Origin of the sequence: Puia sp., assembly GCF_036500295.1 — a bacterium.
Classification (GTDB): domain Bacteria; phylum Bacteroidota; class Bacteroidia; order Chitinophagales; family Chitinophagaceae; genus Puia.
Genome location: NZ_DASYCH010000042.1, coordinates 59557 through 77565 on the forward strand (window position 1 = coordinate 59557; position 18009 = coordinate 77565).

Sequence of the window (18009 nt, forward strand, 5' to 3'; positions counted from 1 at the left end):
CACACATGAAGAACAAACTGCTTATTTTGTTAGGTATCTGCGTCGCAGGAGCGATCCAGGCGCAGGATATCCATAACAATCCCACCTCCAACCACGGCAACAAGTTCGAAGCGCTGGGAACCATCCTCCCAACGCCGAACGAGTACCGGACGGCCAGCGGAGCACCCGGACCGAAATACTGGCAGCAACGTGCCGACTATGACATCACCTGTTCCCTCGACGAGAACAAACAATGGCTCACCGGCTCGGAGACCATCACCTACTTCAACAACTCCCCCAACGAACTGACCTATCTCTGGATGCAGCTCGACGAGAACGAACACAGCACGAAGAACAACGCCAACTACCAGGACGGCAGCAGCATGCCGAAGATCGTCAGCGACCAGATGCTCGACCGCGTAGCCAACGCCAAAGAGACCAACGACTACGGCGACAACATCGTCAAGATCACCGACGCATTGGGCAAACCCCTCGACCACATGGTCAACAAGACCATGATGCGCATCGAATTGCCGGCAACCTTGAAACCCGGTCAGAAATTCGTCTTCAAGATCAATTGGAACTACCATATCTCCGATCGTATGAAGACCGGCGGCCGCGGCGGTTACGAATACTTCCCCGAAGATGGTAACTACCTCTTCACCATGACCCAGTGGTATCCTCGCTTGTGCGTCTATAGCGACTTCCAGGGTTGGCAGAACAACCAGTTCACCAGCCGGGGGGAATTCGCGCTCACCTTCGGCAATTTCAAAGTGCAGATGACCGTTCCCGCCGATCATATCATCGGTGCCACCGGCGAATGCCAGAACTACCAACAGGTGCTCACACCCGGCCAATTTGCCCGCTGGCAGCAGGCGCAGACGGCAAAAGAACCCGTCGAGATCGTGACCCTCGCCGAAGCAAAGGCCTCCGAGGTCAAAAAGAACAAGGCTACGAAGACCTGGATATTCAAAGCCGACAACGTCCGTGACTTCGCCTGGGGCTCCTCCCGCAAGTTCGTCATGGACGCCATGCCCGCCTATGTGGAAGGAAAGAAGGTCATGTGCATGAGCTACTACGGCAAGGAAGCCTATCCCCTCTATCGCCGCTTCTCCACAAAGGCCGTCGCCCATACCATCAAGACCTATTCCCACTTCACCATTCCCTTCCCCTACCCCGTGGCACAAAGCGTGGAAGCAGCCAATGGGATGGAATACCCGATGATCTGCTTCAACTACGGCCGCTGCGAAAAAGACGGCACCTATAGCGAAGCCACCAAGTACGGGATGCTGGGCGTCGTCATCCATGAAGTAGGCCACAACTTCTTCCCGATGATCATCAACAGCGACGAACGCCAGTGGACATGGATGGACGAAGGCCTCAACTCCTTCGTTGAATACCTCACCGAAGAACGCTGGGATAATCACTTCCCCGTTCGCGGCAAAGGTCCGGGCTGGGCGATCGTTGACTATATGAAGCTTCCGAAGGATCAGCTGGAGCCGATCATGACCAACTCGGAGAACATCGTCAACTTCGGCCCCAACGCCTATTCCAAACCCGCTACCGCCCTCAACATCCTCCGCGAAACCGTCATGGGCCGCGAGCTGTTCGACTACGCCTTCAAGGAATATGCAAGACGCTGGGCCTTTAAGCATCCCACCCCGGCCGATCTCTTCCGGACGATGAACGACGCCAGCGCGGAGAACCTCGACTGGTACTGGCGCGGTTGGTTCTACGGGATCGAACCTGTCGATCTTTCCCTCGACAGCGTCAAACACCTGACCCCCGACTTCAGCCATGTCCCCGAACACACCACGACCACCGTGGTAAAACACATCGACAAGCCCTACCCCGACGGCAAGTTCCCGACGGACATCTCCAAAGTGAGGAACCGCGAAGACAAGAGCATCGTCTTCCCCTCGGACGCGGACACGAGCCTGCACGATTTCTACTACAAATACACCCGCGGACAGATCCCCTACGATACGGCTACCTATACCGTCGAGTCTACCCATATCAATGGACGGGAAGTGAACAGCTTCTCCGACGAACCCCTCGATGATGCCGAGAAGTCCAAACTTCAGTCCAAACAGTTCTATGAACTGCAGTTCAGCAACAAAGGCGGCCTGGTAATGCCCATTATCATCGAATGGACCTATAAAGATGGGACCAGGGAGATCGAACGAATCCCCGCCCAGGTCTGGCGCAAGAACGAAGCCCGTCTTACCAAGCTCTTCGTAAAGGACAAAGAGGTCAGGAGCATCAAGCTCGACCCCAACCGCGAGACCGCCGACATCGACGAAAGCAACAACAGCTGGCCCGTCGTTCAGACGGAAAGCAAGTTCGAGATATTCAAAGCCAAGCAACTCGGACCCCGCGCCATCCCCCAGGCCAACAACCCGATGCAGATGACGGGTAAGGATAAGAAAGCCTTTTAATAAGAACCACCCGAAATAGTAAACCCCGGCCGTCAGCCGGGGTTTTTTCATAATTTCACCCAATGAAGATCTTCCTCTCCCTCCTCTTGATCGCCGGCATCGCTACCCGCAGTTTCGCCGGTACCGTCGACACCATCCTTGTCCACAGCACCGTCATGAACAAGGACATCAAATGCGTCGTCATCAGCCCTGCCGCAAAACCCGCCGCCGGCACTCACTGGCCCGTCGTCTATCTTCTCCACGGCCACAGCGGCAACTATGCCCAATGGATCCAAACCGCCCCGCAACTCGCGCAGGAAGCCACCACCGACGGTATCCTCTTCGTCTGCCCCGATGGCGGCTACGACAGCTGGTACTTCGACAGCCCCATCGATCCTTCGGTCCGCTATGAAACCTTTATCACAAAAGAACTCATCTCCTATATCGACACCCACTACCCCACCCGCGCCGAAAATGCCCACCGCGCCATCACCGGCCTCAGCATGGGCGGTCACGGCGCCCTCTACCTCGCCATCCGCCATCGCGATCTCTTCGGCGCAGCCGGCGCCACCAGCGGCGGCGTCGACTTCACCCCGTTCCCAGGGTCCTGGGGAATAAAAAAAGACCTCGGCGACTACGCCACCCATAAAGACAACTGGGAAAACAACACGGTGATCCACGCCGTCGACGATCTCAGCAACGGTCAGCTAAAGATCATCTTCGACTGCGGCGTCAGCGACTTCTTTCTTCCCGTGAATCGCGCCCTCCATCAAAAATTACTGGATAAAAAGATCGATCACGACTACATCGAACGCCCAGGCGGACACAATCATGATTACTGGAACAACAGCATCGACTACCAGGTCCTGTTCTTTTGGAAATATTTCAACAAAAACTAATACACACTCCCATCCTGCACCTTCACCTTCTTCTTGCCGATCTTCTTCTCAAACTCCAGCACTTCCTTCGGTTTGGCAACCGTCTTGGGGGCCGTGGAGGCCGCCGCCGTTTGCTGGGCCGGATGCTCTAACTTCCCTACCGTATAGGTCTCCGTCCGCGCGACCATACCGGTAGCGGGATCGTAGTATTTCCAGGTGCCGTCCTTGATGGCAGCACCCTCATTCTTCACGACAACGGTCTTATAGTGATCGAGATGATCCACATCCTCGATCTGTAACGTATCATATTCCTTATCGGGGTTAATCGCCCGCCAGCTCTCCTCCCGCAACAACGTGCCGTTCATGCCGAAATACTGGCAAACCCCATCCTTTAGCCCCCATTTATAAAACTCCACCCCGGAGATATCACCCGACAGCGTATACCGCCGCCAAAGCCCCTCTTTCCGGTTGTTCTTATAAATACCCTCTTCCTCATAACCCGGCTCACCCCGAAGCTCATCCACATGGATCACCCATCGGCCCTCTCTTTTATTATCGTTGTCCACGCAATTCAGTGTGTCCCCCTTGGGGCTGATGATAAAGCTCTTCCACTGGGAAAAAGCGCGCGACGCGGTAAGTGTGGTCGCCAGGAGCAGGAAAAATAAGACTCGTATCATCACTATAAAATAACGAAAATCGTTCCAATTTATGATACATTTGTCTATCCAACTGATTGACATGAAACTATACATGTTTTTGTTTTTATTCCTGGCCGGCTCCACCCTCCGGGCCCAGACAAAACCCGCCCGGGGAACCACCGTCCAGCCCTCCTCATCCGTCCCGACTACCATCCCCCAAATAAAGGCCGAACTGGAAAGATCCCCCAATCCCCTCCTCTATACCCGCGACATCCTCAAAAAACAGTTCAAGATCGATACCATCATCGTCAGTCGGACCCGGCACTTCAACGGCATCGCCGACAGCCTGGCCTATAACGGCAAGGAAAAAAAGGTCTACGGCCCCTATGGTCCTGCCGGCAGACGATACCTGGTGCAGTTACTCAGCAAAGCCCCAAACCAGTTCTATCATCTCAACCAGATCTTTATTGACACAGCCATATTCCGCCGCCGCGTCGCCGACTCCCTGGCCGACGCCATCATCGCAAAGATCAGAAACGGCAGCGCAAGTTTCGAGCAGATGGCGCAAACCTACTCCATGGGCGGTGAAACCGCTACAAAAGGTGATCTGGGCTGGATTGCCCGCGGCATGCTCCAACCAACGATCGAACACGAGGTCCTGGTCCATAAAAAAGGGGATGTCTTCAAGATGTGGAGTCCCGCCGGCCTTCATATCATCCGGAAGGCGGATGATCCCAAACAGGACACGGGTTTCGCGCTGATGCTGCAGATATTCTTATAACCAGGCAGCAGGCGGCAAGTCGCGCTTAAAGGAAGTACCGCACCGCCAATTCATATCCCTTCAACCCCAGTCCGGCAATGGTTCCCCTGGCCTTCGCGGAAACATGGGAGATATGCCTGAATTCTTCCCTCGCATGAACATTACTGATATGCACTTCGATCACCGGCGCGGGGATCGCTGCAATAGCATCGCCGATCGCAACCGAAGTATGCGTATAGCCGCCCGGGTTCATGATGATCCCATCCGAAGCAAATCCCGCACGCTGTAGCTCATTGATCAGCTCTCCTTCCACATTGCTTTGGAAATACTCGAATTTCACCTGGGGGAATTGCTGCTGTAACGTCGCGAAATATTGCTCAAAGGTCTCACTGCCATATACCGAAGGCTCGCGAACCCCCAGCAGGTTGAGGTTGGGACCGTTGATGATCGTTATAGTCATACCGGTGGCTTTTGCTTAGTTGTACTGCCGCATCAGCGCGACAAACTCATCAAAGAGATATCGGCTGTCATGCGGGCCGGGCGTCGATTCAGGATGGTACTGAACGGAGAAGGCCGGCCGGTCCTTCAACCGGATGCCTTCGATCGATTCATCATTCAGGTTGACATGCGTCACTTCGATATTCGACGCCTTGCGAACGGCTACAGGGTCAACACCGAAACCATGGTTTTGCGTCGTGATCTCACAGCGACCGGTGATAAGGTTCTTCACCGGATGGTTCAGCCCACGATGCCCATGGTGCATCTTGAAGGTCGGAATATCATTGGCCAGGGCCAGCAGCTGATGCCCAAGGCAGATGCCAAAAAGCGGCTTCTTCTCTTTCAATAGTTCCTTCACCATCGGGATGGCATAGTCCATCGGCGCGGGATCCCCCGGACCATTCGAAAGAAAATAGCCGCTCGGCGAGAATTCCTTCAGCCTCGCCAGCGGCGTCCGGGCAGGAAATACCTTTACATAGGCGCCCCGGTCCACCATACACTGCAGGATATGCTTCTTCACCCCAAAGTCCAGCACCGCGACCCGCAGCGACGAAGCCGGATCACCCACCTCGTATTCCTTTTCCGTGCTGACAACCGAAGCCAGTTCCAGCCCATCCATCGAAGGGGTCTTCTTTAAAACAGCCCGCAGTTCGTCGAGATCGGTCGTCTCCGAAGAAATGACACAATTCATCGCTCCCTTGACCCGGACATGGGACACCAGGCTCCGGGTGTCGACACCCTCGATACAGACGATATTGCTGGCCTTCAGATATTCATCCAGCGAACCCTTGGCCTGCATCCGCGAAAACTGCTCCTCCAGGTTACGGCCGATAAGCCCCCGGATCTTGACGCCGCCCGACTCCACATCGCTCTCCTTGACCCCATAATTACCGATATGAACGCTGTTCATGATCAACACCTGACCATAATAACTGGGATCTGTAAACACCTCCTGGTAGCCCGTCATGCCCGTATTGAAGCAAATCTCACCGGAAGTGGTGCCTTTCTTACCAAAAGCCTGGCCATGATGAACAGTGCCGTCCTCAAGCAGGAGAACAGCCGGGATGTGTGTGGAAGTATGGGACATGTGGAACGAAAAATTTGGATAGTACGAAAATGAAAATTGTGCAAAACTACTTAAAAAAAAGACCCGGCAGATGCCGGGTCGGTAATTTTTATCCAGAAGCCCTGTGTATTACTATTATTCAGCGCCCTTGTCTTCTTTCTTGGATTCCTTGGCCTCGGCGGCGGGAGTAGCCTTTTTCCGGCTGCCACCTGCACGGCGGGTCTTCTTGCCTGCGGCATCCTTAACCTCACCCTTGCCTTTACCATAAACCTCGTTGAAATCGACCAGCTCGATCAGGGCCGTTTCGGCGTTGTCACCGACACGGGTACCCAATTTAATGATCCGGGTATAACCGCCGGGACGACCGGCTATCTTCGTGGCGATCTCGCCAAACAGCGTGGTAACCGCTTCCTTGTCCTGCAAGTAACTGAATACGACGCGACGCTGGTGAGTAGTATTGTCCTTTGCCTTGGTGATCAGCGGCTCAACATAGGTCCGCAGGGACTTTGCCTTGGCGAGGGTAGTAACGATCCGCTTGTGCGCGATCAGCTGAATGGCCAGATTGCTAAGCAACGCTTTCCGATGCGAAGCTGTACGGCCCAGATTGTTGATTTTGTCTCCGTGACGCATGACTGTTTGATTTAAACCTTACACCGTGTCAGGAATTGTAAGGCTGTATAAAAAAAGAGACCGGCCCCGCATTGCGGAGGCCGGTCGTGAAATTTGTTACTCGTCGTCTACTTTGAGTTTCGTGAGGTCCATACCGAAGTGCAGACCGCGTTCCCCAAGCACCTGCTCGATCTCAGCCAGAGACTTCTGACCGAAATTGCGGAATTTCATCAGGTCTTCCTGCTCATAGGTCACCAACTCGCTAAGGCTGTTGATCTTGGCGGCTTTCAGACAGTTGAAGGCGCGAACCGAAAGATCCAGGTCTTCCAGCGGCGTCTTCAGGATCTTCCGCAGCTGAAGCGTCTGCTCATCCACCAGGTCTTCTTTCTTCTCTTCCTTATTGTCAAAGGTGATGTTCTCGTCGGTGATGATCATCAGATGCTGTATCAGGATACGCGAAGCCTGCTTGACAGCTTCTTCCGGATGAATGGTCCCGTCCGTGGAAACTTCCATGATCAGCTTTTCAAAGTCGGTGCGCTGCTCCACACGGGTATTCTCGATGGAATACTTCACGTTCTTGATGGGAGTGAATATAGCATCGGTCGGAATAAAACCGAACGGCGCGTCTTTGGGCTTATTGTCTTCGGCCGGAACATAACCACGGCCCTTGCCGATGGTGATCTCAATGTCCAACTTCGCAGAAGAATCCAGGGTACAAATGAGCAGCCCGGGGTTCATAACCTCGAACGAAGGAGTAGCTTCTCCCAGCGTTCCGGCAGTGAATTCCGTCCTGTTCTTCAGGCTCAGCGTGATCTTTTCCTGTGCCACTTCATGATCAACCTTCTTCTTGAAACGAACCTGCTTCAGATTCAGGATGATTTCCACCACATCTTCCGTCACGCCTTTCAGGGTAGCGAACTCGTGATCGGCACCTTCTATCTTGACCCCAATGATCGCATATCCTTCCAAAGAGCTGAGCAACACCCGGCGAAGGGCATTCCCGATGGTGACACCATAACCCGGCTCTAAAGGGCGGAATTCGAATTGAGCTTCAAAATCAGTCGCCTTTTGAAGAATGATCTTGTCTGGTTTCTGGAAATTTAAAATGGCCATATTTAAATTTACGATTTAACGGTTACTAACAACTCTTACTTACTGTACAACTCAACAATCAACTGCTCCTTGATGTTCTCAGGCACGCTCTCCCGCTCGGGATAAGCGATAAAAGTTCCCTTGAACTCGGCTTCGGTCCAATCCAGCCAGTTGATCTTGGCATTCTTGCCGCGGATCTGGCTGGTGATACCCGTATTCCCCCGGGCGCTTTCCTTCAGTGAAATGACATCACCGGGACGCAGCTGGAAAGAGGGAACATTGACGACCTCACCATTCACCGTGACATGCTTGTGAGCCACCAGCTGACGGGCAGCAGGACGCGAAGGCGCTACGCCAAGACGATAAATAGTATTGTCAAGCCGGCTTTCCAGCAGCTTGATCAGGTTCTCACCGGTTACCCCCTTGCGGCGGTTGGCCTCATCAAAAGTCTTACGGAACTGGCGCTCGAGTACCCCATAGGTGTACTTGGCCTTTTGCTTTTCCTTCAGCTGCAGGGCATACTCGCCCGGAGCCTTACGCTTCTTCGTCCCGCCATGCTGGCCGGGAGGATTGCTGTTCTTCGTCAGATACTTGCCATTGCCTAAGATCGGCTCACCGAAAATCCGGGAAATTCTCGTTTTCGGTCCTGTGTAACGTGCCATACTTTTCTTTGTTAGATTTTTGAGTTACCCGGGCAAGATTATTCAAAAATCTTAAAATTGAATCTTACCCGGCTTTTATAAATACGATCGCTCCGTAGGAGCGATCGCTGATAATTATACTATACACGACGTTTCTTGGGCGGACGGCAGCCATTGTGCGGCAGCGGCGTCACATCCTTGATCATCACCACCTCGATCCCGTTGTTCGAAAGAGCGCGAATGGCACTCTCCCTGCCCGAACCGGGACCCTTTACATAAACATCCACCTTCTTCAGACCCGCGTCAACCGCAGTCTTGGCTGCATCCGAAGAGGCCATCTGGGCCGCATAAGGCGTGTTCTTCTTGGAACCCTTAAAACCCATTTTCCCGGCACTGCTCCAGGAAATAACCTGCCCATTCTTGTTGGTAAGGCTGATGATAATGTTGTTGAAACTGGCGGTGACATGCGCATCACCATAAACGTCGACCTTGACGATCCTTTTCTTAGCAGCGGCTTTTGCGCTGTTTGCTTGTGCTTTTGCCATACGGTTACCTTAGGTAATCTTTTGTTTAGCGTCTCCGGGTTCTGGCCAAGGTACCCTCCGACGCTAATCCGTCTTTGATGGGCCTTCGGCCAGCGGACCCGTGGTCCGCTTTGCTCTTCCGCCCGGATCAACCGGCCGGTTTCGCCTGTTTTAAAATACTTCCCGCTCTCGCGGCCGGATCAACCCTCCGCCTGCACCCCGGTATCTGGCGTCGATCCACATTCAACAGTGCATATCGACAACAAAAGCCGGCCCTGCCCCAAAGCGATGCCCATCGGCAGCTGCCAGCTCATGTGGTTCAACTATTTCTTGGCTACCTTCTTCTTGCCGGCAACCGTCTTACGCTTACCTTTCCTCGTACGGCTGTTGGTGCGCGTACGCTGACCACGAACAGGCAGACCCTTACGATGACGCAGCCCCCGGTAGCAGGCGATATCCAGCAAACGCTTGATATTCATCTGCACCTCTGAGCGAAGCGCACCTTCCACCTTGAACTCATTCGTAATGATATTACGGATAGCGTTCAGTTCTTCATCATTCCACTGATGCACTTTCTTGTCAAAACCGATCTCGGCCTTGGTCAGGATATACTGAGCAGTCGAACGGCCAATACCGAAAATATAGGTAAGCCCAATCTCCCCTCTTTTATTTTTTGGTAAGTCTACACCGGCAATACGAGCCATATTCTAAAATTGAATTTTTTGTTTAATTAACCCTGGCGCTGCTTGAAGCGGGGATTCTTCTTGTTGATAACATACAGCTTACCCTTCCTTCTCACGATCTTACAATCGGCGCTGCGCTTTTTAATGGATGCACGAACTTTCATGACAATTGTTATTTGTATCTGAATATAATTCTACCTCTTGTTAGATCGTAAGGGCTCATCTCAACCCCCACCTTATCCCCCGGCAAAATCCGTATGTAGTTCATTCTCATTTTACCCGAGATGGTGGCCAGGATCTCGTGCCCGTTTTCCAGCTTCACCTTGAACATAGCATTGGATAGGGCTTCCAGAATGATACCATCTTGTTTAATGAGTGCTTGTTTCGCCATACAGTTTTTGGGAGCGCAAAGATAGGAATAATATTCGATTACGTCAAAAAATCCCGGGAAAATATGATTTTTTGCCGCAACATTAGCTCAATTCACCTCTTGGACATATTCAGACCCGCATCCTAATGCTCCTGAACCGCCCGCGTAAGGTCGATCTTCGTCATTTGGTGGAAATGGTTCTGCAACCCATGGACGCTCAACGGCCGCGTGATATGCCGCCGGTCTTCCCGATACCACATCTCAAAATCGGAAAAATTCCCGTTTCCGGACAAGATCCGAAACGGGCCCTTCAGATACTTGATCTTGCCATCCGCCTGCACCTGCTTCTCAAATCCGAATTTCAACAACTGGTCTTCATTTAACATAATGGGATACAAGTCATTAGGCGAATACCAAAAGTCCTGGCCATCACCCGTCCGAACCTGTATCTTCCTTTCCGCACCATCCAGATCGATCACTTCCCCTTCCGTCTTCTGGCCATCAAATTCGACCAATACCAGGTCGCCCATTCGTAATTCGTGAAACTGAATCATATGACATCGTTTTATGTTGTTATGATCCAATTTACGGATTTTCAAAACACAACCCAACTAATCCAGTTTCAACCCATCCAGCTTTTTATCGATAAAGACCACATCCTCCGCCGTCAGCCCCACCTCCATCGCCTTCGCATTCTGCACCGCCTGCCGGGCATCCCTCGCCCCTACCAGCGCAATCGTGATCCCCGGCCGCTGGATCGTCCACCGGATGACCAGCTGCGCCAGGGTAGCGCCCTTCGCCTCCGCCATCGGCCGCAATTCATCCAAAAACCCATTGATCCGGTTCAGGTTCTCCCCCTGGTAATACTTACTGTCCCCCCGGTTATCCCCCTCGCCAAACCGATGCCCCGGCCGGATCTTGCCCGATAAAAGCCCCCGCTGCAACGGACTGTAGGCAAGGATCGCCTTCTTATGCCCGATACAATACGGAACCAGCTGCTCTTCGATATCCCGCCGCACCATACTGTACGGGACCTGGTCCGAAGCCAGCCGGATCGTCCTCTCCGCCTCCTTCAGCTGCGCCGTATCATAATTCGACACCCCCGCGGCCCGGATCTTACCCGCCTTCTGCAACTGCGCCAACGCCTCCATCGTCTCCGCGATCGGCGTAGTGACATCCGGCCAGTGCTGCTGGTAGAGATCAATATAATCCGTTTTCAACCGCCGCAAACTGTCCTCGCATTCTTTTATAATACTCTCCTTCCCACCATACTTGTAAATATCCAGCGGTCTGCCCTCATTATCCTTGCTCTTAAAGCCAAAATCCCCCTTCGCCAGGTCCCAGCGCATCCCGAACTTGGTCATGATCTGCACCTTGTCCCGCGGAATACCCTGCAACGCCTCACCGACGATCTCCTCACTAAGCCCCTGCCCATACACCGCAGCCGTATCGATCGACGTAACCCCTTCCTCATAGGAAGCCCTGATAGCCGCCACCGCATCCGACCGCTCACTGCCACCCCACATCCAGCCGCCGATCGCCCAGGCGCCAAACGTGATCACCGAAGCCGAAAGTCCCGATTCCCCCAGTTGTCTGTATTCCATATGTTCAATTTCCCGCAAAACTATAGCACCCGCCCCCAAACGCAGGTCAATAATTTTATTCTCAGTAAAAGCTCAGATTTTTCTTATCGGCCATATACCTTCTTCCCTCCCGCATACGTCGCCACCACCCCGGTGGACAACACCTCTCCCTGCCCCACCGTCATCAGATCCTTATCCAGGATGACCAGGTCCGCCGTTTTCCCCGGCTCCAGACTCCCGATCTCCTTCTCCAGACAATCCGCCTTCGCCGCCCAGATCGTCATCCCCCGGATCGTCTCCTCCCGGGTCAACGCATTCTCCATCTGGAACCCGCCCGCCGGATAACCCTTCGCATCCACCCGGAACACCGCCGCCAGGAAAGTCTTGAACGGGCTGATGTCCTCCACGGGGAAATCCGTGCCCAGCGGCAGCCAGCCATTCTGCTGCAACAGTCGCTTAAAAGCATACGCTCCCTTCATCCGTACCGGCCCCAACCGCTCCACCGCCCAATACATATCGCTGGTGGCATGCGTAGGCTGCACCGAAGGGATAACCGAAGTCTTGCCGAAAAGATCGAAATCGGCATCGTTGATCACCTGCGCATGCTCCACGCGCCAGCGCTTGTCGTTCTTTTCTTTCAGGTACTTGTTATACACCGTTAGGATCATCCGGTTGCCGGAATCCCCGATGGCATGCGTACAAAGCTGCCAGTCCGTGCCGGTCAGCCGGGCCGCCAGCGAATCGAAATGCGCCGGACTGCTCAGCAAAAATCCCTGCCAGCCCGGCCGGTCATCATAAGGCTGCAACAGACAGGCGCCCCGGCTGCCGAGTGCGCCGTCAGCATAGGCCTTCACCCCTTTCACATACAGCAGAGATGTCTTATACGGTCCCTTCGGCAGATAGTAGTCCAAAACTTCCTTATTGTCCCGCAACATAACAAAGACCCGCATCTTCAGCACACCCGCCTTTTGCAGCGAATCCAATCCCTCGACCTCCCTGCGGCCCAGCCCGGGATCCGTCACCGTCGTCAACCCCTGCGCAAAACAATGCTGCTGGCCCGAATCGATCCGCTGCTGAAACTCGGCGGCCGTCATCATCGGCATCGCCCGACGGATCAATCCCTGCGCATTGTCGATCAGGATCCCCGTCAGCTTTCCCTTTTTCGTCTCGACCGTACCACCCACCAGGATCTGACCGGGATGGATACCCGCCAGCTCCAGCGCCTTCGCATTGGCGATAAGCGCATGCCCATCCACCCGCTCCAACACCACCGGGGTCGACGGGAATAGCTGATTCAATAAAGTATTCTCAGGAAATGCCTTGCCGGGGAACTTGTTCTGATCCCATCCCCTGCCCTGTATCCAGGCCAGACCCGGATGCGCATCCGCAAATTGCTTCACCCGCTGCACCACCTCCTCGAAACTCGTACTGCCAAACAAAGCGGCCGTAAAAAGCGAATTGCCGTACTCCACAAAATGTCCGTGCGCATCGATAAACCCCGGATACACGGCCTTGCCACCCAGGTCGACCGTCTCGGCAGCGGTATAATTATTCTGAATATCCGCATCGGAACCCACCGCCAGTATTTTTCCGTCCTTTACCGCAAGCGCCTCAGCCCGGGTAAAGGCACTGTCGACGGTATATATTTTTCCATGGACAAGAACCAGATCGGCCTGCCCCTTCGAGTGACAGGAATACAAAGCCACGGCCGCAAGTACAAACGCCAGGCTCGATGAAGAGAATTTCATATTGCAGTTGTATTTCCCCCGAATATACAGAATCACCCCCAAGCCGCCCAACTAACAACGGGCATGCCCCTTCCCTATTCCGCCCAACTCATGGTATAACCGGGATTCTCGATCTCCAACGCCTCTATCGTCAGGGACAACGGATGGAAAGTATCAACCATCACCGCCAGTTCCTTCGTTTCTTTCGCCCCGATACTTCGCTGGACCGCCCCCGGGTGCGGCCCGTGCGGAATGCCGCCAGGATGCAGTGTGATCATCCCCCGGGTCACATTCTTCCGGCTCATAAAATCACCATCCACATAATAAAGCACCTCATCACTGTCGATATTGCTGTGATTATACGGCGCCGGGATCGCCAATGGATGGTAATCGAACAACCGCGGACAGAACGAACAAACGACAAAATTATGTCCCTCGAAGGTCTGGTGCACCGGCGGCGGCTGATGAACCCGGCCCGTTATCGGTTCGAAGTCATGGATACTGAATGCAAACGGATAACAACAACCGTCCCACCCGATCACATCGAAGGGATGATGCCCGTAATGGATCCCGTACATCCGCCCTTTCTTCTTCGTCCGGATCAGGAAATCGCCCTTCTCATCCCGCGTGACAAGCGACTGCGGACCCCGGATATCCCGCTCGCAGTATGGCGAATGTTCCAGCAACTGCCCATAAGGACTCAGGTATTTTTTGGGATAACGGATCGGACTAAAGGACTCGACGATAAAAAGCCGGTTCTCCGCGGTGTCAAACCGCAACTGATAGATCGTCCCTCTCGGTACGACAAGATAATCCCCATAGCCGAAACTAAGTTCCCCATACATCGTTCTCAACACGCCGCTGCCTTCGTGGATAAAGATCAGTTCATCGGCATCCGCATTCTTATAAAAATAATCCTCCATACTGCGGCCCGGCGCCGCCAGCACGAGATGACAGTCGTTATTCACCAGCACCGGCTTCCGGCTTTGCAGGTAATCAGCCTCCAGCCTTACCCCAAACCCTTCAAAGCTGCGATGCTTCAGCATCTTTTCCTCCGCAATCCTCGGCATGACATCATAAGGCTCGTCGGTGGCGATGATCTCCGTCGGTGGATGAACGTGATACAACAACGAATAATCATTGGAAAAGCCTTCCGTCGAAAATAATTGCTCGGAATACAACGAACCGTTGGACTGACGGAATTGCGTGTGACGTTTGTGGGGAATCGTCCCCAAAGAGTGATAATGCGGCATAAACAAATCGTTGGTTAAAATTACTAAATCCTCCCTGTTATGGACCGATTCCCCCTACCTTTATCAAAAAATACTTATCGCGGTGTCCACGCCATCTCTTCGATCCCTGTTCTTATTGCTGGCCTTTTCCGCAACCGCTTGTCACCACCGGCCAAAAACCATTAGCTTCTATTACTGGCGCACCACCTTCGCCCTCGACTCAACCGAACAAAAAGCCCTCCGCGATAACTCCGTTCAATCACTTTATATCCGCTATTTCGACGTAGACTGGCCGGCAAACGACACCCTGCCCTCACCTGTCACGCCGATCCACTTCGATAGTATCCCAACCGGTTACACGATCGTTCCGGTCGTTTTCTTCCGCAACCGCGTTTTCCAACAGATCACTCCCGACGGCATACCCGCGCTTGTCGATAAAGTATGGGCGCTCGTCCGCCGGATCAACGCTTCCGCACAACTGCACCCGCAGGAGATCCAGTTCGATTGCGACTGGACGGACAAAACAAAAGACCGGTACTTCACCTTCCTTCGCCGGTATAAACAAACCACAGGCCTGACCCTGTCCGCTACCATCCGCCTTCATCAGGTGAAATACCCCGACCGGACCGGTATCCCCCCGGTCGACCACGGAACCCTGATGTTCTACAATATGGGCAACATCGACGCGGGTCCCGGCAGTTCCATCTACGACCGGACGATAGCCCACCGCTACACCCCCTCCCTTCGCTCCTACCCGCTGACCCTCGACCTGGCCCTGCCGGTTTTTTCCTGGGCATTACTGATAAGAAATGGTAAAGTGGTCCAGCTGCTGGATAAAATGAACGAGCCCATGTTTGACAAGGATACCAACTTTGCCTGCCCTTCCCCAAATCGGTATCTCTGCTTCCACGCCTGCTTCAAAAAAGGATACTATTTCCAACAGAACGACGATATAAAGATCGAATCCGTTTCCTCGGACAACCTCCGCGAGATCGTCACCGAGGTCAACCGTCACACCAACCATCGTATCCGCAATCTCATTTTCTTCGACCTGGACCGCCAAAATCTCCTGCAATATGACAAACACCTTTTTAAAAAGATCCGGGATCATACTGACTAGCGTTTGCACCATCGCCACAAGCATCGTGCTGGCATGCGCCGGTGACTGGGGACCGGAATACGGAACCTCCAGCTTCACCCCCGAAACCTTCGTCGACAGCGCCTACAGCCCCTTCTTCTATTCCGCGCAGTTCTACTACGGCATCGGCCACGATGAAAGCCATCTCACCCGGTGGAAATATGCCAATATCGGCGACTGGGGAGAATGGTTCGGCAAGACGCTTCCTTACCAAACGCTGGACCACCTGCTCAACACCGCGGACGCCTCCACCCTCGACAGCGCAATAGCGTGGCTCCAGGCCAAACCGGACTACCGCCCCGCCTGCCTCTCTGGCATGAATTCAAACCCCAAAATCATCGCCTTCATCCACTATCTCCGTCTCGCCAAAAAATGCGAGGCCTTCGCCCTCACCCCCATCACCCCTTCCTGGGAACAGGACAGCACAAAGCCCAAACCGCATTTCGAAGCAAAGTCGCTCGACAACCAACTCCAGGAGGCCCTCAACAAAACCACCGACCCCTTTCTCCAGGAACGCTACTGGTTCCAGCTGGTCCGCAGCCACTTCTTTAACAGCAGCCCGGAAACCGCGATCCACCTCTTCGACAGCTACAACTCAAAGTTCCCCCATAACGATATCTGGTACCGCAGTCTCGCCTACGCCGCCGGCGCTTATTACAAACAAAAACAATTCAGCAAGGCCAATTATTATTACAGCCGCGTCTTCGACAGCTGCGACGAATTGAAGACCGTAGCCCACTATAGCTTCCATCCACAGGAAGAAGCCGACTGGCAGGGCACCCTTGCCCTCTGCCGGTCCGCCGAAGAAAAAGCAACCCTCTGGCAAATGCTCGGCATCTTCTATTCCGATCCGCAAAGAGCGATAACCCGCATCTACCAACTCGACCCACGCTCGGAAAAACTCGACCTCCTCCTGGCGCGCGCGGTCAACATCCGGGAACAACAAAGTCTGGCTGACCGGCAAGAAGCGCTCCCCGTACAACAAACCCCATCCCCCGCCGGCGACTCGCTGCTTACCCTCGTTACCCACATTGCCGCGGCCGGCAATAGCGCCAAACCCTGGATCTGGCACCTCGCCGCAGGCTATCTGAACACCCTCGAACACCACTACCCCGCCGCTATAGCCAATTACAAAAAGGCAGAACCCCTCGTCCCTCACGACCGCCTTCCCCAGGCCCAGTTCCGCCTGGTACGGCTGATCACAACCCTCTCCGCCGCCCCCGCCATCGACAATTCCCTGGAACAAAAGCTGCTCCCGGAGATCGAATGGCTCGAAAGCATTCAAAACGACAACAGCTTCCGGAGTAACTACGCCTTCGACTGGCTGAAAAAGACAATGGCCGCCAAATATCTTCTCAAAGGCGACAGGGTCAGATCGGAATGTTTCGTCACCGCCCCCGTCTTCTATACCGACAACAAAAACGTCGAAGCCCTAAAAGCCTTTCTCGGCAGACCGGACAAGACCCGCTACGACCAGCTCTGCGCCCATCTCTGCAGCAATCAGCTGGTCGATCTCTTCGAGTACCAGGCTGTCATCCGCTGCCTCAACGACAATCCCGATGAGGCGATCGCCGCCATCAAAGAAGCGCCCTCCGCCGCAACCACGATCCTCCCCGGCAACCCGTTCAACGCCCGGATCATCGACTGCCACGACTGCGACCATGCGGCCGCCCAGAAGATCAAATACAGCAAACTCTCCCTGCTTGAAAAATTGAGCGAACTAAAAAACAAGCTCTCCTCCGCCACCGACGTCTATACCAACGCCATCCTCATGGGAAACGCCCAGTACAATATCACCCACTACGGCAACGCCCGCGTCTTTTATGAAGGCAAGGTCCTCGGCTCGGATCACTCCATGCCCGAGTCCATCGATCCGGTCTTCCGCGACTCGCTGATGAGCATGACCACCGCGATAAAGTATTATACCATCGCCCTTGGAGCCGCAAAGACCGACGAACAGCGGGCAAAATGCCAATACCTCCTCGCAAAATGCCAGCGCAACGACTGGTACAACAGGAACATCTTTTCAAAGAACATTTATGATTACAACGGACCCAACTTCGTCGCCTGGGATGGCTTCAAAGGCCTGAAGCAATACCCCAACACCCAATACTATAAGGAAGTGATAAAAGAATGCGGCTATTTCCGTAGTTATATCCAAAAAAACAAATAAC

General features: G+C 53.8%; 19 protein-coding genes. 5 read left to right on the forward strand and 14 right to left on the reverse strand.

Going from position 1 to position 18009, the window contains the following annotated elements; all coding sequences use genetic code 11:
• Positions 1 to 5: 5 nt before the first annotated feature.
• Entirely contained in the window at positions 6 to 2417 is a 2412-nt protein-coding gene (locus VGM48_RS07965; protein WP_331577809.1) for a M1 family metallopeptidase, read from the forward strand.
• Between the two features lie 62 nt (positions 2418 to 2479).
• Positions 2480 to 3295 carry an alpha/beta hydrolase family protein gene (locus VGM48_RS07970; RefSeq protein ID WP_331577811.1) on the forward strand — a complete coding sequence of 272 codons (816 nt, stop codon included), beginning with the start codon at positions 2480 to 2482 and terminating at the stop codon, positions 3293 to 3295.
• Here VGM48_RS07970 and VGM48_RS07975 read toward each other — a convergent pair.
• Positions 3292 to 3951 carry a hypothetical protein gene (locus VGM48_RS07975; protein ID WP_331577813.1) on the reverse strand — a complete coding sequence of 220 codons (660 nt, stop codon included), beginning with the start codon at positions 3949 to 3951 and terminating at the stop codon, positions 3292 to 3294. The genes VGM48_RS07970 and VGM48_RS07975 overlap by 4 nt on opposite strands.
• Before the next feature lie 61 nt (positions 3952 to 4012).
• Between VGM48_RS07975 and VGM48_RS07980 the strand changes: the two genes are divergently transcribed.
• Positions 4013 to 4693 carry a peptidylprolyl isomerase gene (locus tag VGM48_RS07980; protein ID WP_331577815.1) on the forward strand — a complete coding sequence of 227 codons (681 nt, stop codon included), beginning with the start codon at positions 4013 to 4015 and terminating at the stop codon, positions 4691 to 4693.
• 25 nt (positions 4694 to 4718) lie between these two features.
• On the opposite strand, the gene aroQ is transcribed toward VGM48_RS07980, so the two are convergent.
• The 13 genes from aroQ to VGM48_RS08045 form a co-directional block, all read right to left on the reverse strand.
• Positions 4719 to 5132, reverse strand: coding sequence for a type II 3-dehydroquinate dehydratase (aroQ, locus tag VGM48_RS07985; protein WP_331577817.1), 414 nt, complete (start codon positions 5130 to 5132; stop codon positions 4719 to 4721).
• Positions 5133 to 5147: 15 nt separating this feature from the next.
• On the reverse strand, positions 5148 to 6257 hold the full coding sequence (carA, locus tag VGM48_RS07990; RefSeq protein ID WP_331577819.1) for a glutamine-hydrolyzing carbamoyl-phosphate synthase small subunit: 1110 nt from the start codon (positions 6255 to 6257) through the stop codon (positions 5148 to 5150).
• Positions 6258 to 6371: 114 nt separating this feature from the next.
• Positions 6372 to 6866, reverse strand: a complete 495-nt coding sequence (gene rplQ, locus VGM48_RS07995; protein WP_349257093.1) for a 50S ribosomal protein L17 — start codon at positions 6864 to 6866, stop codon at positions 6372 to 6374.
• A 96-nt stretch (positions 6867 to 6962) separates the two neighbouring features.
• Positions 6963 to 7958 (reverse strand): DNA-directed RNA polymerase subunit alpha, encoded by a 996-nt coding sequence (locus VGM48_RS08000; protein ID WP_331577821.1) that lies wholly within the window; start codon positions 7956 to 7958, stop codon positions 6963 to 6965.
• 35 nt (positions 7959 to 7993) lie between these two features.
• Positions 7994 to 8599, reverse strand: a complete 606-nt coding sequence (gene rpsD / locus VGM48_RS08005) for a 30S ribosomal protein S4 (protein ID WP_331577823.1) — start codon at positions 8597 to 8599, stop codon at positions 7994 to 7996.
• Positions 8600 to 8718: 119 nt separating this feature from the next.
• Positions 8719 to 9123 carry a 30S ribosomal protein S11 gene (gene rpsK, locus VGM48_RS08010; protein ID WP_331577825.1) on the reverse strand — a complete coding sequence of 135 codons (405 nt, stop codon included), beginning with the start codon at positions 9121 to 9123 and terminating at the stop codon, positions 8719 to 8721.
• A gap of 302 nt (positions 9124 to 9425) precedes the next feature.
• Positions 9426 to 9806 (reverse strand): 30S ribosomal protein S13, encoded by a 381-nt coding sequence (gene rpsM, locus VGM48_RS08015; RefSeq protein ID WP_331577827.1) that lies wholly within the window; start codon positions 9804 to 9806, stop codon positions 9426 to 9428.
• 26 nt (positions 9807 to 9832) lie between these two features.
• Positions 9833 to 9949, reverse strand: coding sequence for a type B 50S ribosomal protein L36 (ykgO, locus tag VGM48_RS08020; protein WP_038084689.1), 117 nt, complete (start codon positions 9947 to 9949; stop codon positions 9833 to 9835).
• A gap of 8 nt (positions 9950 to 9957) precedes the next feature.
• Positions 9958 to 10176 (reverse strand): translation initiation factor IF-1, encoded by a 219-nt coding sequence (gene infA, locus VGM48_RS08025; RefSeq protein ID WP_188929708.1) that lies wholly within the window; start codon positions 10174 to 10176, stop codon positions 9958 to 9960.
• 122 nt (positions 10177 to 10298) lie between these two features.
• Positions 10299 to 10709: a hypothetical protein gene (locus VGM48_RS08030; protein WP_331577840.1), complete on the reverse strand. Its 411-nt coding sequence runs from the start codon at positions 10707 to 10709 to the stop codon at positions 10299 to 10301.
• Between the two features lie 57 nt (positions 10710 to 10766).
• On the reverse strand, positions 10767 to 11759 hold the full coding sequence (locus VGM48_RS08035; protein WP_331577842.1) for an aldo/keto reductase: 993 nt from the start codon (positions 11757 to 11759) through the stop codon (positions 10767 to 10769).
• Between the two features lie 83 nt (positions 11760 to 11842).
• Complete coding sequence (locus VGM48_RS08040; protein WP_331577844.1) at positions 11843 to 13486, reverse strand: amidohydrolase; 1644 nt, start codon at positions 13484 to 13486, stop codon at positions 11843 to 11845.
• A gap of 74 nt (positions 13487 to 13560) precedes the next feature.
• Complete coding sequence (locus tag VGM48_RS08045) at positions 13561 to 14718, reverse strand: homogentisate 1,2-dioxygenase (protein ID WP_331577846.1); 1158 nt, start codon at positions 14716 to 14718, stop codon at positions 13561 to 13563.
• A gap of 82 nt (positions 14719 to 14800) precedes the next feature.
• Between VGM48_RS08045 and VGM48_RS08050 the strand changes: the two genes are divergently transcribed.
• Both VGM48_RS08050 and VGM48_RS08055 read left to right on the forward strand, forming a co-directional pair.
• The gene (locus VGM48_RS08050) at positions 14801 to 15817 is read left to right on the forward strand and encodes a hypothetical protein (RefSeq protein ID WP_331577848.1); all 1017 of its coding nucleotides are present in this window, start codon (positions 14801 to 14803) and stop codon (positions 15815 to 15817) included.
• Complete coding sequence (locus tag VGM48_RS08055) at positions 15774 to 18008, forward strand: hypothetical protein (RefSeq protein WP_331577850.1); 2235 nt, start codon at positions 15774 to 15776, stop codon at positions 18006 to 18008. Before VGM48_RS08050 ends, VGM48_RS08055 begins: the two co-directional genes overlap by 44 nt.
• Position 18009 lies beyond the last annotated feature (1 nt).

Bases quoted from the DNA above. Each gene is read 5' to 3' on its own strand.
- aroQ (WP_331577817.1), bottom strand. From the start codon at position 5,132: ATGACTATAACGATCATCAACGGTCCCAACCTCAACCTGCTGGGGGTT.
- VGM48_RS08000 (WP_331577821.1), bottom strand. From the start codon at position 7,958: ATGGCCATTTTAAATTTCCAGAAACCAGACAAGATCATTCTTCAAAAG.
- VGM48_RS07965 (WP_331577809.1), top strand. From the start codon at position 6: ATGAAGAACAAACTGCTTATTTTGTTAGGTATCTGCGTCGCAGGAGCG.
- VGM48_RS08040 (WP_331577844.1), bottom strand. From the start codon at position 13,486: ATGAAATTCTCTTCATCGAGCCTGGCGTTTGTACTTGCGGCCGTGGCT.
- VGM48_RS08055 (WP_331577850.1), top strand. From the start codon at position 15,774: ATGACAAACACCTTTTTAAAAAGATCCGGGATCATACTGACTAGCGTT.
- VGM48_RS07975 (WP_331577813.1), bottom strand. From the start codon at position 3,951: ATGATACGAGTCTTATTTTTCCTGCTCCTGGCGACCACACTTACCGCG.
- VGM48_RS08030 (WP_331577840.1), bottom strand. From the start codon at position 10,709: ATGATTCAGTTTCACGAATTACGAATGGGCGACCTGGTATTGGTCGAA.
- rpsK (WP_331577825.1), bottom strand. From the start codon at position 9,123: ATGGCAAAAGCACAAGCAAACAGCGCAAAAGCCGCTGCTAAGAAAAGG.
- rplQ (WP_349257093.1), bottom strand. From the start codon at position 6,866: ATGCGTCACGGAGACAAAATCAACAATCTGGGCCGTACAGCTTCGCAT.
- VGM48_RS08035 (WP_331577842.1), bottom strand. From the start codon at position 11,759: ATGGAATACAGACAACTGGGGGAATCGGGACTTTCGGCTTCGGTGATC.
- VGM48_RS07980 (WP_331577815.1), top strand. From the start codon at position 4,013: ATGAAACTATACATGTTTTTGTTTTTATTCCTGGCCGGCTCCACCCTC.
- rpsD (WP_331577823.1), bottom strand. From the start codon at position 8,599: ATGGCACGTTACACAGGACCGAAAACGAGAATTTCCCGGATTTTCGGT.
- infA (WP_188929708.1), bottom strand. From the start codon at position 10,176: ATGGCGAAACAAGCACTCATTAAACAAGATGGTATCATTCTGGAAGCC.
- carA (WP_331577819.1), bottom strand. From the start codon at position 6,257: ATGTCCCATACTTCCACACACATCCCGGCTGTTCTCCTGCTTGAGGAC.
- VGM48_RS07970 (WP_331577811.1), top strand. From the start codon at position 2,480: ATGAAGATCTTCCTCTCCCTCCTCTTGATCGCCGGCATCGCTACCCGC.
- VGM48_RS08045 (WP_331577846.1), bottom strand. From the start codon at position 14,718: ATGCCGCATTATCACTCTTTGGGGACGATTCCCCACAAACGTCACACG.
- rpsM (WP_331577827.1), bottom strand. From the start codon at position 9,806: ATGGCTCGTATTGCCGGTGTAGACTTACCAAAAAATAAAAGAGGGGAG.
- ykgO (WP_038084689.1), bottom strand. From the start codon at position 9,949: ATGAAAGTTCGTGCATCCATTAAAAAGCGCAGCGCCGATTGTAAGATC.